The sequence below is a fragment of the Kiloniella sp. genome (assembly GCF_048270245.1).
Taxonomy (GTDB): Bacteria; Pseudomonadota; Alphaproteobacteria; order Kiloniellales; family Kiloniellaceae; genus Kiloniella.
In genome coordinates this window covers 193,644-210,374 of record NZ_JBLWTH010000005.1, presented here as the reverse complement: position 1 = coordinate 210,374, position 16,731 = coordinate 193,644, and the positions used below count along the sequence as shown (strand labels likewise).

20 protein-coding genes are annotated in these 16,731 nt (G+C 44.0%); 9 read left to right on the top strand and 11 right to left on the bottom strand.

From position 1 onward, the window contains the following. The first annotated feature begins 46 nt into the window (after nucleotides 1-46). Nucleotides 47-865, top strand: coding sequence for a substrate-binding periplasmic protein (locus tag ACN0W5_RS13285; protein WP_417454573.1), 819 nt, complete (start codon nucleotides 47-49; stop codon nucleotides 863-865). Between the two features lie 28 nt (nucleotides 866-893). Here the strand turns inward: ACN0W5_RS13285 and ACN0W5_RS13280 are convergent, their stop codons facing one another. After that, on the bottom strand, nucleotides 894-1,682 hold the full coding sequence (locus ACN0W5_RS13280) for an FCD domain-containing protein (protein ID WP_417454572.1): 789 nt from the start codon (nucleotides 1,680-1,682) through the stop codon (nucleotides 894-896). A 78-nt stretch (nucleotides 1,683-1,760) separates the two neighbouring features. On the opposite strand from ACN0W5_RS13280, the gene ACN0W5_RS13275 reads away from it, so the two are divergent. Next, nucleotides 1,761-2,936: an alpha-hydroxy acid oxidase gene (locus ACN0W5_RS13275; RefSeq protein ID WP_417454571.1), complete on the top strand. Its 1,176-nt coding sequence runs from the start codon at nucleotides 1,761-1,763 to the stop codon at nucleotides 2,934-2,936. 108 nt (nucleotides 2,937-3,044) lie between these two features. On the opposite strand, the gene ACN0W5_RS13270 is transcribed toward ACN0W5_RS13275, so the two are convergent. The 4 genes from ACN0W5_RS13270 to ACN0W5_RS13255 are packed head-to-tail and all read right to left on the bottom strand — an operon-like array spanning nucleotide 3,045 to nucleotide 6,915. Continuing rightward, nucleotides 3,045-4,109 carry a tetratricopeptide repeat protein gene (locus ACN0W5_RS13270; protein ID WP_417454570.1) on the bottom strand — a complete coding sequence of 355 codons (1,065 nt, stop codon included), beginning with the start codon at nucleotides 4,107-4,109 and terminating at the stop codon, nucleotides 3,045-3,047. 43 nt (nucleotides 4,110-4,152) lie between these two features. Continuing rightward, nucleotides 4,153-4,620 carry a GDYXXLXY domain-containing protein gene (locus ACN0W5_RS13265; RefSeq protein ID WP_417454569.1) on the bottom strand — a complete coding sequence of 156 codons (468 nt, stop codon included), beginning with the start codon at nucleotides 4,618-4,620 and terminating at the stop codon, nucleotides 4,153-4,155. Then, nucleotides 4,611-5,795 (bottom strand): DUF4401 domain-containing protein, encoded by a 1,185-nt coding sequence (locus ACN0W5_RS13260; protein ID WP_417454568.1) that lies wholly within the window; start codon nucleotides 5,793-5,795, stop codon nucleotides 4,611-4,613. The genes ACN0W5_RS13265 and ACN0W5_RS13260 overlap by 10 nt, the downstream gene beginning before the upstream one ends. Next, a complete protein-coding gene (locus tag ACN0W5_RS13255; protein ID WP_417454567.1) occupies nucleotides 5,788-6,915 on the bottom strand; it encodes a DUF2157 domain-containing protein in 1,128 nt (375 codons plus the stop codon). Before ACN0W5_RS13255 ends, ACN0W5_RS13260 begins: the two co-directional genes overlap by 8 nt. A gap of 186 nt (nucleotides 6,916-7,101) precedes the next feature. On the opposite strand from ACN0W5_RS13255, the gene ACN0W5_RS13250 reads away from it, so the two are divergent. Continuing rightward, on the top strand, nucleotides 7,102-7,665 hold the full coding sequence (locus tag ACN0W5_RS13250) for a hypothetical protein (RefSeq protein ID WP_417454566.1): 564 nt from the start codon (nucleotides 7,102-7,104) through the stop codon (nucleotides 7,663-7,665). A gap of 111 nt (nucleotides 7,666-7,776) precedes the next feature. After that, entirely contained in the window at nucleotides 7,777-8,268 is a 492-nt protein-coding gene (locus tag ACN0W5_RS13245; protein ID WP_417454565.1) for an AAA family ATPase, read from the top strand. Nucleotides 8,269-8,277: 9 nt separating this feature from the next. Here the strand turns inward: ACN0W5_RS13245 and ACN0W5_RS13240 are convergent, their stop codons facing one another. The 4 genes from ACN0W5_RS13240 to ACN0W5_RS13225 all read right to left on the bottom strand — a co-directional run bounded on the left by ACN0W5_RS13240 (nucleotide 8,278) and on the right by ACN0W5_RS13225 (nucleotide 10,969). After that, nucleotides 8,278-9,159, bottom strand: coding sequence for an RDD family protein (locus ACN0W5_RS13240; RefSeq protein ID WP_417454564.1), 882 nt, complete (start codon nucleotides 9,157-9,159; stop codon nucleotides 8,278-8,280). Between the two features lie 82 nt (nucleotides 9,160-9,241). Further along, nucleotides 9,242-9,388 carry a hypothetical protein gene (locus tag ACN0W5_RS13235; RefSeq protein WP_417454563.1) on the bottom strand — a complete coding sequence of 49 codons (147 nt, stop codon included), beginning with the start codon at nucleotides 9,386-9,388 and terminating at the stop codon, nucleotides 9,242-9,244. Nucleotides 9,389-9,450: 62 nt separating this feature from the next. Next, a complete protein-coding gene (locus tag ACN0W5_RS13230; protein WP_417454562.1) occupies nucleotides 9,451-9,984 on the bottom strand; it encodes a hypothetical protein in 534 nt (177 codons plus the stop codon). A gap of 346 nt (nucleotides 9,985-10,330) precedes the next feature. Next, nucleotides 10,331-10,969 carry a hypothetical protein gene (locus tag ACN0W5_RS13225; RefSeq protein WP_417454561.1) on the bottom strand — a complete coding sequence of 213 codons (639 nt, stop codon included), beginning with the start codon at nucleotides 10,967-10,969 and terminating at the stop codon, nucleotides 10,331-10,333. Nucleotides 10,970-11,138: 169 nt separating this feature from the next. Here ACN0W5_RS13225 and ACN0W5_RS13220 point away from each other — a divergent pair, with 169 nt between their 5' ends. The 3 genes from ACN0W5_RS13220 (at nucleotide 11,139) to ACN0W5_RS13210 (ending at nucleotide 13,203) form a co-directional block, all read left to right on the top strand. Continuing rightward, nucleotides 11,139-11,816: a helix-turn-helix transcriptional regulator gene (locus tag ACN0W5_RS13220; protein ID WP_417454560.1), complete on the top strand. Its 678-nt coding sequence runs from the start codon at nucleotides 11,139-11,141 to the stop codon at nucleotides 11,814-11,816. A 124-nt stretch (nucleotides 11,817-11,940) separates the two neighbouring features. Beyond that, on the top strand, nucleotides 11,941-12,360 hold the full coding sequence (locus tag ACN0W5_RS13215; RefSeq protein ID WP_417454559.1) for a VOC family protein: 420 nt from the start codon (nucleotides 11,941-11,943) through the stop codon (nucleotides 12,358-12,360). A gap of 210 nt (nucleotides 12,361-12,570) precedes the next feature. Beyond that, a complete protein-coding gene (locus tag ACN0W5_RS13210; protein ID WP_417454558.1) occupies nucleotides 12,571-13,203 on the top strand; it encodes a LysE family translocator in 633 nt (210 codons plus the stop codon). 148 nt (nucleotides 13,204-13,351) lie between these two features. Here the strand turns inward: ACN0W5_RS13210 and ACN0W5_RS13205 are convergent, their stop codons facing one another. Beyond that, nucleotides 13,352-13,888 (bottom strand): carboxymuconolactone decarboxylase family protein, encoded by a 537-nt coding sequence (locus ACN0W5_RS13205; protein ID WP_417454557.1) that lies wholly within the window; start codon nucleotides 13,886-13,888, stop codon nucleotides 13,352-13,354. Between the two features lie 257 nt (nucleotides 13,889-14,145). Between ACN0W5_RS13205 and ACN0W5_RS13200 the strand changes: the two genes are divergently transcribed. After that, on the top strand, nucleotides 14,146-14,802 hold the full coding sequence (locus tag ACN0W5_RS13200) for a helix-turn-helix domain-containing protein (RefSeq protein WP_417454556.1): 657 nt from the start codon (nucleotides 14,146-14,148) through the stop codon (nucleotides 14,800-14,802). 92 nt (nucleotides 14,803-14,894) lie between these two features. Here ACN0W5_RS13200 and ACN0W5_RS13195 read toward each other — a convergent pair whose 3' ends face one another. Beyond that, a complete protein-coding gene (locus tag ACN0W5_RS13195; protein ID WP_417454555.1) occupies nucleotides 14,895-15,647 on the bottom strand; it encodes a substrate-binding periplasmic protein in 753 nt (250 codons plus the stop codon). Nucleotides 15,648-15,870: 223 nt separating this feature from the next. On the opposite strand from ACN0W5_RS13195, the gene ACN0W5_RS13190 reads away from it, so the two are divergent. Continuing rightward, nucleotides 15,871-16,656 (top strand): substrate-binding periplasmic protein, encoded by a 786-nt coding sequence (locus tag ACN0W5_RS13190; protein WP_417454554.1) that lies wholly within the window; start codon nucleotides 15,871-15,873, stop codon nucleotides 16,654-16,656. The last annotated feature ends 75 nt before the right edge of the window (nucleotides 16,657-16,731 follow it).

Genomic DNA, 16,731 nt, shown 5'->3' with positions numbered 1-16,731 from the left:
GGAACATTTAATGGAATCTTAGTGAAAAATTGTGTGTTTTTACATTATGGTATTATTCAACAAAGTTAAGTTGTTTTTGATTTTTGGACTTGTTATTTTTCTGGGGTTCTTCCCACACTATACAAAAGCGGAAAGTAAGAAAATCACCGCCTGTTACGATGGTTGGGAGCCGTTTTATTATGCAAATTCCGAGTATGAAGCAGGTGGTGTTGTTGTCACGCTTTTACACGAGATTGCGCGTGAAACGGGATATGAAATTCAATTCCGCCTTTTGCCCTTTAAAAGGTGTATGAAGCAAGTTTCTCAGGGCAAGATTGACATTCTTATGGTTACTGGTTTTACGACAGATGTTCTTATGGGGCGTACATCATTGGTAACGTGGCAAATCGGTGCTGTCGTTAAAAAAGACTATCCCAAAAACCATATTACTGGCTTGTCAGAGTTCAAGGGAAAGAAAGTTTTACAGTCGTTAGATTATGAATATCCTGAGAAAATAAGGAACTTTGCCCCTTATTGGAAGGTTTCAAAAGTTGGTTATTTTAACGGCGATAATCCTGATGTTGTACCACATGCTTTTACCATGGTTGAAAAGGGACAAGTCGATACTTTTCTTGAAGATATTATCTTCTCGGAAAAAATTATTAAGGACAATAATCTCAACCTTAAAGTTTTAAAGCCAGCTGTTGCATTTGAGAAAAATTATCTGGCTTATGCACTAGGGCGCGAAAATTTATATCGGAAGTTTGAAAATGCTTTGCGAGCACGTGCAGAAGATGGTCGACTGGATCAGTTCTATAGCGATATACTCGGACAAAGTTGGTCAGACCTGGGAAATGAGGTTGATCGACAAACGGAGCTATTTTAGGTCGATTAGATCACTGCCGTCGGATATTTTATTCTCGATTTTTTTTCTTTTGCTTTGCTATAAAGCGTTCCAGACGTCGTTTTGAAACTTCGATACGGTGGTCTTCGCGTTCCAGATCGCGGATGGCTTGCTGGACGTAAGCAAGGTGGTCTTGCGATGCCTTTTGCGCTTCGTCGGGGTTGCCAGTCATAACAGCGTCATAGATGGCGTGATGTTGGGCGAGTAGGCGTTCACGTGATCCCTGATGGGTATAGAGCTGCTTTCGACTTAGGAATACGCCCTTTTTCAGGACTTCGATCAGGGAACGGATAACGTGCAGGAGCACGACGTTGTGCGCTGCTTCGGCGATGTTCAGGTGAAAATCAGCGTCGATACTGGCTTCCAGTTCCAAATCCCCTTTTTCATGGGCTGCATCCATGGCCGTTATACAGGCGGTGAGTATCTCTCGGTCGGCATCGGTGGCGCGCACTGCGGCATAATAGGCGGCATTACCTTCGGAAATAGTCCGGAATTCCATAAAATCATTTACTGTGTCAGGGTGGTTCTGAAATATCGCAGTCAAAGGGTTGGTGAGGGATGGCCCTAGAAAGTTTTTAACCAGGGTGCCACCACCCTGATGGGTTTCCAGCAATCCCTGAGCTTCGAGCTTTTGCAGGGCATCGCGGAGAGAGGGGCGGGAAACATCCAATTGTTTTGCCAGATCACGTTCAGCCGGCAGGTACTCACCCGGCGGCAGAACGCCTTCGAGAATATAGTTCTCTAGTTGTTTTGCCACAGTATCCGATAGTTTTTCAGATCGTATTTTGTTCAGTGCCATCTTGCCCAAATATTTATTGAGATATTTTGGTAATAATAATTTACCACTTTACATAATTGGTAAAATTATTTATCCAATATGTCAATATTTCATCTGATCGAAGAACAAGGAAGTAATGTCATGGCACAGGTTCTGGAAATTGCTGATCTGAAAAAACTGGCGCAACGTCGTGTGCCAAAGATGTTTTTTGACTATGCAGATTCAGGGTCCTGGACCGAAGGAACCTATCACGCTAATGAAAGCGATTTTCAAAAAATAAAGTTCCGTCAACGGGTTGCCGTGGATATGACCAATCGCACCCTCGCCAGTCAGATGGTCGGGCAGGATGTGTCTATGCCTGTTGCGATTGCGCCGACGGGGCTGACAGGCATGCAGCGCGCAGATGGCGAAATTTTGGCGGCGCAAGCCTGTGAAGAGGCTGGGGTGCCCTTTACGCTTTCGACCATGTCTGTTTGTTCTATTGAGGCCGTTGCCGAGAAAACAACCAAGCCTTTCTGGTTTCAGCTTTATGTCATGCGCGACAAGGATTTCGCCGGGCGTTTGATTGACCGCGCAAAGGCTGCGGGCTGTTCGGCGTTGGTCCTGACCCTCGATTTGCAAATTCTGGGACAGCGTCACAAGGATTTACGCAACGGTCTGTCCACGCCGCCCAAGTTTACGCCTCACCATATCTGGCAGATGGCAACGCGACCGGGCTGGTGTCTTGGCATGCTGGGCACAAAGAACCGTAGTTTTGGTAATATCGTTGGTCATGCGCAGGGCGTTGAAGATCTTAGTTCTCTGTCGTCGTGGACGGCAGAACAGTTTGATCCCAAGCTTTCTTGGGATGACGTGGCGTGGATTAAAGAACGCTGGGGCGGGAAGTTGATCCTCAAAGGTATTCTTGATCCGGAAGACGCCAAGATGTCCCTGAAAACCGGGGCTGATGCTATTATTGTCTCCAATCATGGTGGACGTCAGCTCGACGGAGCGATTTCTTCTATCGAAGCTCTGCCAGAAATTGTAGAGGCCGTCGGCGATGAAGTTGAAGTACACATGGATGGCGGTATCCGATCCGGACAGGATGTATTGAAAGCCGTGGCCCTTGGCGCAAAGGGAACCTACATCGGCCGACCGTTCCTTTATGGTCTGGGCGCGATGGGCAAAGAAGGCGTGACCAAGTCGATAGAAATTATTCGCAATGAAATGGATATCACTATGGCCCTGTGCGGCAAGCGCGATATCAAGGACGTGGATCAATCCATTTTAATGTAACTACTTGATAACTGATAAAGCTTTCTGGTGCGTGCTTAAAGGGAAAGGATTATATCTGAAGACATAGCCCTTAGTAGGGGAGTTATAAGATCTAGGTTAACTTTGAAGCTATTTGGGTTTGTGTTCATCAATCCAAATTTGAGATAGATTTTTTGCTTCTGCAATTTGTTTAGATGACATCTTTTCGTCCAACGGCTTTATCCGTTCAGCATTGTGATCGACATAAACAATACCATGTGCAATCATCTCAGGCGTTGGCTTGTTGGAATCTCCTAACACTTCCGACGCAGTATGATACCACATGTAGGCATGTATATCGCTTTGCTCAATACCATGACCGTTGAGATAATTATCGCCAACCATCGTCATCGAACTTGTATTCCCAAGTTCTGCTGTTTTTACAAGCGATTTATGAGCTTCAGCTAAATTTACAGGAACACCATATTTTCCCTTTTGATGTATTCTAACCAGTTTGTTTAATGCACATATACTGTTTTGATCTGCGGCGGAATTCAACAATTCCATCGCTTTGTCAGTATCGGGCTTAATTTCCTTGTCGACAGGTGTGCCGGAGGCAAAATCATCTGTGATACCTTCGAAATAGATATCAGCAAGTTTACACTTTGCAAAAGCATGGTCTTGAGCGGCTGCTTTTTCCAGCCATGCCAGTGCTTCGGTCACTTTTTTGGGGTTTTCATAGAACAGAAGAATATGGTCTGCCAATTCAACTTGTGCATCGGCGTTTCCCTGTTTGGCAGCGGCAGTGAACCATTCTTTCGCCTTTGCTTTATGTACTATAGAATATTCGCCTTCATTTAATTTAATGCCCTCACTAAAATTATACATAACGCCAATTTGATATTGAGCACGTGCATCACCTTGCTCGGCCAGCGGCAAGAGTAATTTGAAGGCGGTTTCATAGTCTTGACTATCGTAAGCTTGAATACCTTGTTGATATGTCTGTTCGTGCTTTGGCGCGTCAGCCAGATTGGGAGAAGTTGTCATGATGGTAAGTCCAATTAGACAGGAACCTAAAACGTTTGGCGAAACTAATTTGGAGAGTTTTTTAGAGCTTTGCACACGCTTGTTTCCGATTATATGAGATTGAATAGTTTGTAGGTCGGGTGTCGGAAGAAAAGGTTCAAAAAAAGTCACAATTTTTTTTAGGCGCACTTAAATTGGCCATAAGAAAAACATTTAACAATTTTGTGTTTGATTAAGGTTTGTTCACAAGGCCTGTCAGGATGTGGTTGCCGCTGTCGTCAAATTTGAAAACGCCGTATTTCGCATTTTGATAACGGTCTGCGTGGCCTTCTTGAAAAAAGAAAGAGTCCGGGACGATCTTTAAACCGTTATAGGACCGATGGTAATAAAGCCGCTTTTCACCCTCAGCTAGCGGGCTGTCATCATCAAACCTGACAAAGTTGGCTATGTGTTGTTCGTTGACGCTGACGATCATGTAACCGCTTTCGACATCCGGTGATGCATTGGCTTCGTCGGCAACACTTTCTATTTCATATCGCAAACGCATATAATCGCCTTGGATAAGAGAGCGCGGGTCAACCGGGGCTAATTCAAGCAAGACAGTCTCGCCCTTGTCGATAATTTCTTCCTTTTGATAAATGCTATAGTTCAGGACCAGAAGGATAACAACGGTCAGGCCGATCATGATTTTTAGGCGCATGATGTGTCTCCTTGGTCTGTAGCCTTGTTGTTCAAGGTTCCGTCTTCATTTGAGATTTGTGGCTCTGTCCGATCCCACCCCCTTAATTTGAGATAGAATTTCCCGGCAATCATAACGCCACCGCTGGCGACCAGAATGATTGATTTTTGAAGCAGGGTAATGTCGAGATTATAGTAATAAAGCCAGAGGAAAACATGCAGGAGCAAGAAGCCAAGCAAGGTAAAGAGCCTGTCATGGCGCGCATAGCCAAAAATCATCAAGCCAAGGGACAACAGGATACCGGGTGCTGATAACAAGGCGAGGAGGATGGCCCCGATCATGGCGACAATAATAGGTTCTTGTTTTATGTGTTCTTTCCCGCCAGCGGCCCAGATAATCAAGAAGATAAGGGCTGCGGCAAATAAGATGTTACTGGTGAACGAAGAGATAAAGAGCGGATTGTCCAGATAGTTAAATTCGGTGTGTGAGGACAGAAAAAGGACCGAGATTGCGAGGCCAGTAACGAGGGCCTGTGCCACGGGCTGAAAGAAAGCGGGTATTTTGGGGTGGAGCAAAAGACAGCCCGCCGCGACAAGCTGAACCAGTATAAAGAGGTTAAAGGCAATGTCGGTTGGCAGCCCGAGTTCATCTTCCCAAAGAATGTAGAGCAGGATAACAATCAATACCCCCGTACAGGACATGAAGCGTTCAACATGCAGCCGATAAAAAGGATAGGTCAGTGCCGTGATGAGCAAAGAGGACAGGGCAAACGCAAGCAGTTTTTCGCCAAAGGTTTCCAAGGTTGCAAAGATAAAAAGAAACTTACCCGCACCCATCAGGGCAAAGGAAACCTGGAGGAAGAAGTTTTTTCCCGTGGTATTGTCATCGAATGTGACAGTGTAAAGCCCGATTGCTGCAACAATAAAGATAACGCTGGTTGTTAAGGCGCCCACAGCATTGTTAAAGCTGATGACTTCGATCAGGATCAGAAAACCAACAAAACAGATAGAGGCAATAAAGGCCCCGATGCCCGATAGAATTTTGAGGTAGATTGGAATGTCCAGGGTCTGTTCTTGTGCTTGAATGAAGCTGTTAATATCGTCGGGATCGGTAATCATGTTCTTGTTCGACAGGTGACCAACAAGATCTGCTGCAGACATTTTCTTTGGGTGTTGTCCAGTCTCTGCGTTAATCATTTGAGGCTCCCGTGTCTTCTGTGATTACACGTGTGGCTGTACTTTTTGCGGAGGCCGTTGTGACTGATGCATTCTTTTCGTGCTGCAGCGTACGGGTAAGGTATCGCAGATACATGGTAAATCCCGTGATTATGCCGATGGTAACAATGCCCATCAGTAAAACGCCAAGCTCTTCTTCGTCCATGAGTATTTCAAATAGCACCCGGATGGTGAGGATTTCGACAATGATCAGGGCCGAAATGGTGATTGCCGCCAGTGACCAGATATCCTTTACGATTTTGCGGTAATAGACATAAACACAAATATGTCCAATTGCCCCGACAAAAGAGCCAATGAAAACGCCTTCATAAGCCAGATCAGGAGAGACAATTAATAGAAGGATGGGAATATTTAACAGGGTGAGGATCGGGATCAGAATGATCCAGCGGGTCCATTTTGCGCTCAACCAGTCATAGGCAGAGGCTGATCTTTGCGATAAGAGTTCACGTGTACAGAGAACAAGGCCGTTGAAACAGGCAAGAAGCGGTAATATCAATGGCGACCAGTCTGGTCCAATCCATGATCTTGCAGTCGGGACCTGTTCCCACCAAAGACCCAAAAAAACATTAAAAACAACAAGCCATAACACCCAATGAGCCGCAAATTTGGAGAGAATCGTCCAGCCCAGTATCAACAATGACCAGACCATGAAAAGCTGATAGGCGTCGGCCCCGGTTTGATAAATTTGTCCAAAAACAGCCAGAAAAACCCCGACAAAAACACTTGCAGATATAAGCGCAAGCTGCCCGGAAAGACGGTTCAATCTGCAAACACAGGCGGCGATAATGCTGGCGATAATTGCAAACTGGATGCCCCCCATCTTATGGGCGGGCAACAATTTAGCCCAGTTAAAGGCAAAGAAATATATGACACCGGAAAGGACCAAACAAACCCCAAGCGCCAACAGTAATCTAGATGCCCAAATACCCCATTGGGTATGAGGGGTCAGGTGTTGCAAAGCTGCGTTACGGGCCTGCCGATTGATTTTGCCACAGCTATAGAGCTGATCAATCAAGGCGCGCGTAGCCGGAATTTGATCCAGCGACTGCTGGGGATCTTCAATTTGATCTGTGGTGCTCATATGCTTCTCAAGCTTTGATAATCTATCAAGGGCTGTACCCAGTATTTCGTTGGTATATGCTTTTGTTAAGTCGCTTTAACTTGATGACAGTAGTTTATATAGATAACTCTTTTATCATCGGTGGTTGCAAAAGGAAGGTCAATTTTCTTTTTGTATCAATGTTGTTTGTTGTTTCTGAGAGGGAAAATGAAACGTAATAGATCTTTGTTTGTTTTGTATATGCTATTTATCGGCGGGTTCTTGTCCGCTTGCTCTCAACCTAAGAGTTTTTTATCGGATATTTGGTATTCTTCGCTAACAAGCACTCCAATACCGACCTATTCTAAAGACAACAGCTCTTCACAGTTTGCAACTTTCAGAGACAATCAATTATTAAAGGCAGAACAAAAGCTTGAAACAAAAATTACATTGCTTATTGAGCAGTATAATTTTCAAAGTGTAATTCTCAATTTAGAAGAAAACTCTTTTGTTTGTGAAGAGTATGAAACAGAAATAGCTGATACAGAATACACAGGTTTTGCGGTTTGTGTCGCATTATACTCTTCGGGATATGATCCTGAAAGTGGTTGGAGAAGGCGCACTCCGCCAGCTATGATTTATGGAATTGGACCTCTAATTGTATCTAATGACGTTGAGTGGTCAGTTATATTGTTTAAGCGTGAAAATGGAACTGATCAGTACGTTTCTGTGAAAGATCTTGCTGTTGATGAATTTCATGAAGCATTAGATGCTAAAAAGAAAAAGCGATAATGTACTTCGATGCGAAGTGATGTTGAGAATATGTATAAATAATTTCGATCAGTATTTTTAACGTGTAATTTTTATCGTAGATTAATTTATGTAAATGTTAGGAATTAAATTTTGGCGTGTGTTTATTTGATTGTCGGAAACACGGGGGCAGGGAAAAGCACCTATGCGGCGAAGTTGGCCGAGCGGGAAAATGCTATTATCTTTTCCGTTGATGAGTGGATGAAGACCCTGTTCGTTATGGATATGCCGGACCCGCCACTTTATTCTTGGGCGCTGGAACGAACACAACGGTGTGAAAGCCAACAGCTAACAGAAACGCTTAAAGTCGTGAGTAAAGGCGTTCCGGTTATTCTCGACTTGGGTTTTTTCGCCAAAAGTCAGCGTGAAAGGGTTGCTGATTTCCTGAAAGATCATGGCTGTGATTATCAGGTGCACTATCTGGATGTTGATAAAGAAACCCGCTGGGATCGTGTGAGCCATCGGAACGAAGCGCAGACGGAAACTTTTCAATTCGAAGTCTCTCGCGAGATTTTTGATTTCTGCGAAACCATCTTTGAACCCATGGATGCTGAGGAGCGCAAGTCGGCTGTTATTGTAGCGTGAAGCTAAAGTTCAGAGCCACGCGATATAGGGCGAATAGGGGCTTTGGGAAAAATAAAGATATACACCAATAACGATCAGACTGATCCAGAATTGAAGTCCGTTGTTTTCCCTATGGTCAATTGTGGTGTTGAGACTTTTATCCCATGATGTTGTTTTATCCATCGTCAGATCAAAATAGCCGTACATCTGGGTGATGAGGGACAAGACGGGCAGGCCAAGCGCAAAACCTTTTACGTACACCAAGGTCTCACGTTTGGCTGTCTGCTTCATGGAAAGTCGTAAGCCGTCTTTGGAAAGGACTTTTATCCCAAGAAGGTACTTGCCAATTGTTGTACCGAATATTCCGGTTAAAACCGTGTTTATGATGGCAACAGAGCTAAAAAAGAGCACAGGTATCACAATCAGGATTGCGACTAAATCAATAATGGAGAGCTGTTGCATATATTGGTTAAGGTCGTTCGGGGTAAAGCGAGCCATTGCGGGGGAAAAAATTAGATTGGCATAGATTGATATATCAACCCAGCGGGCAAAATATCTCCGCCAGGGATGTGGGGAGAGATCATTCCAGATGCCTTTTCGGTGGTTGTTATCTTGCCCCCCTGAAGCTGTTTCGGAAGCTGTTGATTGTTTGGGGGCATCTTCGCTTGAGGCTTCGTCATTTAACTCTGAATCATCCAGGTTTGCCCCGTTTAATTCATCCCAAGTGAAATCACTTCTACGGATTTTGAGCTCTTTATAAGCAAGCCATGTGTCGCTGTCCTGTGTTTGCGGGGCATGCGGACGTACAAAACTGTAGCCCGCAATAACATTGGCTTTGAAAAGCTTATAGAGTTCCAATTTCGTTACAGGGCCAAATTCCTGATTATCTGCCCAGTAGTACCATGTTTCCATAAACAAGCCCGGCGTTGAACGTTAGTGTAATCGTTACAAGTGATGGGTGGTTTATGACGGATATTTGCCGTCTTGACCAGCGCTAGAGATCGGCAACACCCTTTGAGGCATCGACGTTAAATATTTTGACGCTTATAACTTCCTTGATGGCATCAATGTTTAGTATGCCCTGATTAAGGGCTTGGTAAGCCGGGTCAGATTCCATGGCTAGATAGTCGGCTTCGGGCACAAGATCCAAAATGTTTAAAAAATATTTGCAAAATTGCCATTGTTTTGCGTTTTAGAAGGCACCTAATATCGCAGTTGTTTCCCTGTTTTACAGCTAGCCAGCGCACGTGGATAGGAGCGCTCTATACTTCTATAAGCGACGTTGAGCTTTGCAGACAGATTCTTTGTCGCGCAATCACATGCTTCTACTGATTGAGTATCTAAACATCTTTTATGATGACGATCCATTTTGTCTTGATAGTCTAAAGCCGTTAAGCCCAAGCGCACAGAAGGTGAAACACCCTGCGTCTTTGCAACTATTTCCATGACTTCTTTATGGGATGTATTGCATGCCTCAACAGTGCGCTTAACTTCTTCTTTTGATGGTGGCGTGCCGTTCATAGATCGCAGATAATAAGTATCTGATGCGGAACAAGAATGTATGCACGTTTTATAAGCCGGCACCTCAAGATCTTCAATGATATAACGCTTAGCGCGACATTCATCACTCTTACGCTTCATCTCATTCACTGTTGTTACATCGTCGTTTGATTGCGCCTGTACAGACGCACCAAACAAGATCAGACCTGTAATTAAAACACTGAATAAAACGCGCATAATATAGCTTCTCTATAATAAATTTTCATTATAGAGATTAGTCAAACCTTCAAGATTGTTCCAGTCTAAAAAAACAGCATGCGCTCTTTAATTGGCGCATGAAATTTTCATTCATATACCCGTTTTGATTGTTCTTCCATTTTCTCTACCAGCTTTTTGTAGAATGGGGGACACATTTACATCCGTAGGTTAACTTGAGATCAAGCGAAGTAGGTGGTCCCGCCATAAAGCAACGATTTTAAATGAAAAACAAGAGTAGAGAGAAGTACCATACTGAGAGATCTACAGGGAAATTTCAAAGCATGGCATCAGTAATTGAGATCCCATGAGTTCGGGGCCTTTGCGATCAGGCCAGTTTGAACCAGAAGTCCAGATCGACGCTTTCTGGATCAAAAATATCCAAAAGTTCCAGACAGGTATCATCCTGAACATAGCCGTTACAAATGCGTCGTGCCATACCTAGATTTTCCACAAAGGCTATTTCGGAATAGGTTGTGTCATCTACCTTGCCCATGAAATGAGCCCGTGGCTCGACAAACTTGCTCAGGTATTTTTGTTCGATCCTGTCGGATATTTCTAGCATGGATTTCTCATCAAACTGCTCCGGTGATTTTGGGCTGAAAGTGCCAAATTCAATACAGGAAAAATCTGTCGGCACACCCACGTTTTCTTTGAGGATCATATTAGGGGTAAGACGAATACTGTCTGGCTTGAGTAACGCCATGAATTCTTGAGAGCTTTTGGCTTGGGGGTGGGCTTCGCACATCGACATAAAAGACTGATGGTCGTTTGCCATAATGGCATCGGCAAAATGTCCTTTATCATTTCCCAGAAAACAATGTATGGCGATGCCTTCTTGGGTGGACAGGAAATCATGACGCCAGTTCAGGGCTGCTTCGATGATTTCGGCGGTTTCGACACCGTCGCGTTTTTCATAACGGGCAAAGCCCATCGCTTTGAGGGGGCCAAGATCTTTTTTGAACATGCCTGTTCTTCCATTTCTATCAATATCAGTTTTATATCAGTGGCTTTATTGCCTGTGCTGTCCTGCTGCCACGTACTCATAATCATTTGGCACATGGGCTTACGAGAGGAGTTATACTGGATACCCCTGACAATTTATGTCAGGGTAGTTACTCTAAGTTGGAAAAATGATGCGCGTTCAAAGACTTTTCTCCATTCTCGATTGCTTGCGGGCAAGGCGTCAGCCTGTCTCAGCCGAAAGTCTTGCCGAAGAACTAGGGGTCTCACTGCGGACGATCTATCGCGATATGGTGACTTTACAGTCCATGGGCGCACCCGTACGCGGCGAAGGAGGCATCGGGTATCAGATAGAAAAGGGGTACTTCCTGCCGCCTCTGCATTTTGATGCAGATGAACTGGATGCCATCATTATCGGAATGCGGCTGGTCGCGGCACGCGGGGACAAACCGTTGGCGGATGCGGCAACACGGGCATCCGCGAAAATATCGGCAGTGCTGCCCGAAGATATGGAAGACAGCTATTATGATGCGCCATTGCTGGCCTATTCCGTTCAGCCAAAGTCAGAAGAAGAAACCATTGATTTCCTTAGCCCGGTAAGGACAGCCGTTCGCGACAGAGCTTTGTTAGAGATCCAGTATCTTGATTTAAAAGATCAAGCGAGTGAACGGGTTATTCGCCCGCTTGGTCTTACAGCCTTTGACAAGGTATGGCTTTTGACCGCGTGGTGTGAAAAAAGCGATGACTTCAGGTCTTTTCGCATCGACCGTTTGCAAAGTGTCCGGCGAACAGGGGAGAACTTCCGCAGAGAAGCGGGTAAGGAATTCCGTGATTATCTCAAACGGTTATGATTTATTTAATGGGCATTTCATGGCTCTGAGCTTAGTGATTATCTCTCTGTTTCCAAAAGGGATATTTGTGGATAGCATGCTAAACAATTCAAATGTTGTATGATGATAAGCGAAAGAAAATGGGATGAAATATTTACACACCATGGTTCGGGTCTCTGACCTTGATGCTTCTATGGATTTTTATTGCAACAAACTGGGCCTGGTCGAAACCCGGCGTTTTGATAATCCCGAGGGGCGTTTTACCATTGTCATGCTAGCGGCACCGGGGCAACCAGAAGCAGAGCTGGAGCTGACTTACAATTACGACCCAGAAGAGTTGTCTGGCGATCGTAATTTTGGTCATCTAGCCTATGCCGTAGATAATATCTATGATTTTTGCCAGAAGCTGATCGACCAAGGCGTGACAATCAACCGTCCGCCACGGGATGGACGTATGGCTTTTATCAAATCACCTGACGGGATTTCTATTGAGCTTTTGCATGCTGATGGATCTCTACCTGTTCAAGAGCCTTGGGCATCTATGGAAAACATTGGCAGTTGGTAAGTCTTGGCTAATCAGGCAGAGGGCAGTGACCTTATTCTTGATATCTGAACTTTTTACCTAAAAGCTCCGGTATGGGCTTTTTCTTTCCGCGCAGATATTTGTCTCTCGAGATGATATGAAGCGTAGTGTTTTTGTTTATGAGATACTTGACTTCCTTTTTATTTCGGTTCTTTGCTTAGGCATGAAAATCTGACAAGAAAGTGTGAAGGCATGTTTGATATCGCGATAAATCTAAACCTGTGGCTGGCTTTTGTTTTGGCCACGGCAGTACTGGCAATTATTCCGGGACCTATTGTGACGCTGGTTATTGCGAACAGCCTTAATCAAGGTACACGGGCGGGCGTCGCCAATGTCATGGGCACTGTTTTAGGGAATGTAGTGCTTTTCCTTATCGGCGGTTTGGGGATGGCGTGGGTGCTAAGTGCGTTGTCGAACTGGTTTGATGTTCTGCGGCTTGCGGGGGCTTTGTATCTGATTTATCTCGGCATAAAATCGTGGCGCAGTAAGGGACAGGGACTGGAAGATCAGGTTGCAACAAAGCGGGGAAAATCGTTATTTTTACAAGGGGTTGTTGTCGCGATCACGAACCCGAAGACAATTATTTTTTATGCTGCCTTTTTCCCTCAGTTTATGGACCCGGCCTTATCTGCACCCGGGCAACTTTTTGTTTTGAGCATTACCTTTCTTGTCGTTGCAGCCTTTTTGGATACGACCTACGCTTTTCTGGCGGGCAGTTTACGGCCCTATCTTTTGGGCGCACGTCGCGCAGCCATTAGAAATAAAATAACAGGTGCCTTGCTTGTTATTACCGGGGTTGCGTTGGCTTTTACGCGGAAGACCTGATTTACCGCAGACCTGATTTATCATGGCAACATTGTTAGATGTGGCATTTATCGCGGGTAACATTTATCTCTGGTAAAAGGGATGGAATTTTTCTTCTGTGATAAAAAAGGCCCGAGCAAAGATCTGCTCGGGCCTTTTGATTTTAGATTTACGCAAACTGTTTGAATGGCTCGTCTAATGGGGTCTCTGCCAAGTGGTTTGTGTAGTTGCTGATCACTTTTTGAGAAATACCAAGTACAATTTCCAAAAGCTGTTTGTTTTCATAGCCAACGTTTTTGAATGCCTGAACATCCGCAGGTGCAAGACGCCCACGGTTTTTGACAAGGGCGAGTGTTGTTCTGCGCAAGACCTGAAGCTTTTCCGTCGGCAGGTCAGTTTTGTTACGCAGGGCATCAATAATGCCGGCATCGACCTTCATCATTTGGGCAATTGCTGTGTGCGCAGGTACGCAATAGTGACATTCGTGTTCAACATTGATGGTCTGCCAGACAACGGTCAGCTCTTCGGCATCAAAGCTTGTTTGCTGAAAAAGAGAATGTAGGGTTTGATAGGCTTCCAAAGTGGCCGGGGCCTCAGCCATAACCGCAATTAAATTTGGAACCATGCCAAATGCTTCAATTGCATTATCAAGAAGTGATTGGCTTTTTTCAGGGGCTGTTTCTTTGGTGTGCAGGGTAAAGCTCATCTTTTTCGTCCTTAGAAAATAGTATTATTTGTGTTCGATTATTAAATTAGTACCAATCGGTTTTAAACATATTTAGACCGATTGTTCTATTTTCAATGGGAGGCTTTTAAATAAATCCATGCCTCACACTTTTGTGAACACGCACTGCCAAAACTGAATAGCGAACAGAGAAAAGGACGCGGGTAAATAAGGATGTCGTATTTTTTTGAGAGCTACCATTTATAGGGCAAACATGGTTTTATGCTTTGGATAGAAATATGCCAATTGTGAAGAGTGCTATGTGCAGTAATGTGCTGGAGATATGGGAAACAACCACAGTCAGCAATGACCAGAGCCTTATTATTCCCGATGGATGTTGTGACCTTATTTTTAAATTTCGAGCGGGGCAGACACCTATATGGTTTCTGTCTGATTTATCCGCGACCAGTCAAGTTGTGCCCGTCTTCAAGGGGGATTATTTTACGGGGTATCGATTACGACCGGGGACAGGGGTTCAAGCCGCGCAGCTTTTGAAATCTGTTAGGGGGCATTTGCCGGGTGGAAAGGTCCTTGATTTGATTGATCATTATACAACCAATCATCTTCGGACCGAGGATGCGTTGCAGTGCCTTGCTTCTGGCGTTGTAACCGTCAGTCATGCTGCGTCTGATCTGGGAGTGTCTTCCAGAACGTTGCAACGCTTTATTGTAAATGAAACCGGAAAGTCTCCGGTTTTCTGGCACAGGTTGGCCCGTGTGCGCAGGGCCGGACGGGATATAATAAACGCAAGATCGCTTGCCGAATTTGCTTTTGATTACGGTTTTTCAGATCAGGCACATATGACCCGTGAATTCCGACAATGGTTTGGCCTTAGTCCTCGCACCTTTGCCGAGGTAACCCGGCAGCAGGATGTTTTTCAAACGGGATATGGGTGATATTTGTATCTGTCCTGATTTTACAGCTGATACATTTTGGAAGGATGCCATCTTCTTTAGGCGGTTAAATTAACCTTTTAAAATATCAACTGTTATTGATATTTCGCATGAATTTTGTCGTAAGTTCCATCCGCTTTAATTGCAGTCAGCCCTTTGTTGAACTTTGTCAGTAAAAATTTGGATGACGGCCAACCTTGACTAAAGCAGAGATGATATGATGTTTCCTTCACGTCAAAATACTTTATTTGTGACGCGATTATTTTACCCGAAGTTATGTACTGTACGAATTCTCGGGTTGAGTAGAAAAAATCAAAATCTCTTTTTAACAATACATTGAGGCCTGCTTCATCATTTATCACAGCTTGATAGGGAATTCCGGCACTTTTAAGCTCCAACTTGGTTGTGTATCCGTCAACAACAGTGATTTTTTTGTCGTGTGCATCCCGTAAGTTACGAGGAGTTTCCCCATCATAAGTCTTTTTTGCAACGAAGCTGTGTGTTGCGCTGCTGATCGGGGGGGAATAGGAAATAAAATGTTCTCTTTTTTTGGCTTTGGCACAGGATAATGCCGCAGCTATTTTCCCTTGTTCAGCCCGCATCATAATTCTGGCCCAAGGCATAAATTCGATGGTGGCGGGGATGCCGACCCTGTCATAAGCTTCTATAACAACCTCTGCATCAAAACCCCTTAGCCCGTCTTGCTTTGGGGTTTCAATAGAATAAGGGGGATAGTTCACAGCATAGATTGTGATTGTTTCTTGCTCAGCAAAAACGGCGGGAATAAACAGCACCTGTAAAGGGGCTACGATAAGAAAATTTTTAAAAAAACGTAACTTAATCCGCATTATATCCGGGTGACAGATATAGAAAACTGCGCACCCTGTTGATCCTTTCCCCTTAAAACGATATTTCACAATAAACTTTATACGGGAAGTATTGATAATTACTAAATTTGTGTTGAACTTTTGCTTCCAATAAAAATCAACAACTCATTAATGAATGTTTAGAACTTAGTAAGATAAAATTTTGTAACCACAAAAAGATTTAGGTATTTGAACAGGAACATTAATGTTTAGTCGATTAAGTTTCCCAATATGTATTTTCCTGTTCATGATGAGTGGTGCAATCGGGAAAAGCCAGGCATCTGAAAGTTTTGTTTGGTTGGATGATTCAGATTACGAACCCTTTATATACAATGGAGAAGATAATCGCCCAAAAGGTTTGTTTATAGAGGTTATTTCAGAAATTTTTAATCGGCTCGATAAGCCGTTGACTATTCAACTTTACCCCTGGAAACGGACGCAATCTTTGGTTAAGAGCAAGAAGGGGGACGCAATGTTGACAATAGCAACTCCTGAACGCTTATCGTACCTGTCCGCGAGTGATCCCGTCTTTACATTTACCTGGCGATTGTTTGCAAATAAAAAAAATCCAAATAAAAATATTCTGTTGAAAGCGCGAACCGCAGCTGATCTTAGGGATTTTAGACTTTTGTCATATTTGGGAAATGGTTGGGCCGAAGAAAATTTAAAAAATTTGAAAGTGACCTATGCGCCCAAATTTACACAGGCCTTAATTATGTTGGTTCAAAGAGGTTCATCTTTTGATGGGATGATCGAGCATGACTTTATCTTGAAATATAATATAAATCGCCTGATCAAAGAGGGGAAGCTTAACCAAGAACACAGTGAAATACTCGAAGAGGGTACCTATCCCTTTGACGAAGTTGAATTCAGATTTCTCATTCGAAAAGATTCTTTTTATGCTGACATTTTACCCGCTTTTAATGCGGCGTTGTCCGAGATGCGTGATGACGGAACGTATCATCGTATCTATAATAAGTACCTGCAATAAGAGATACTTATTATAGATGGCGAGAATTGAAATTTTTGTCGTAGATTAAAATATTCTGATTTAAGTCGGTGTTTG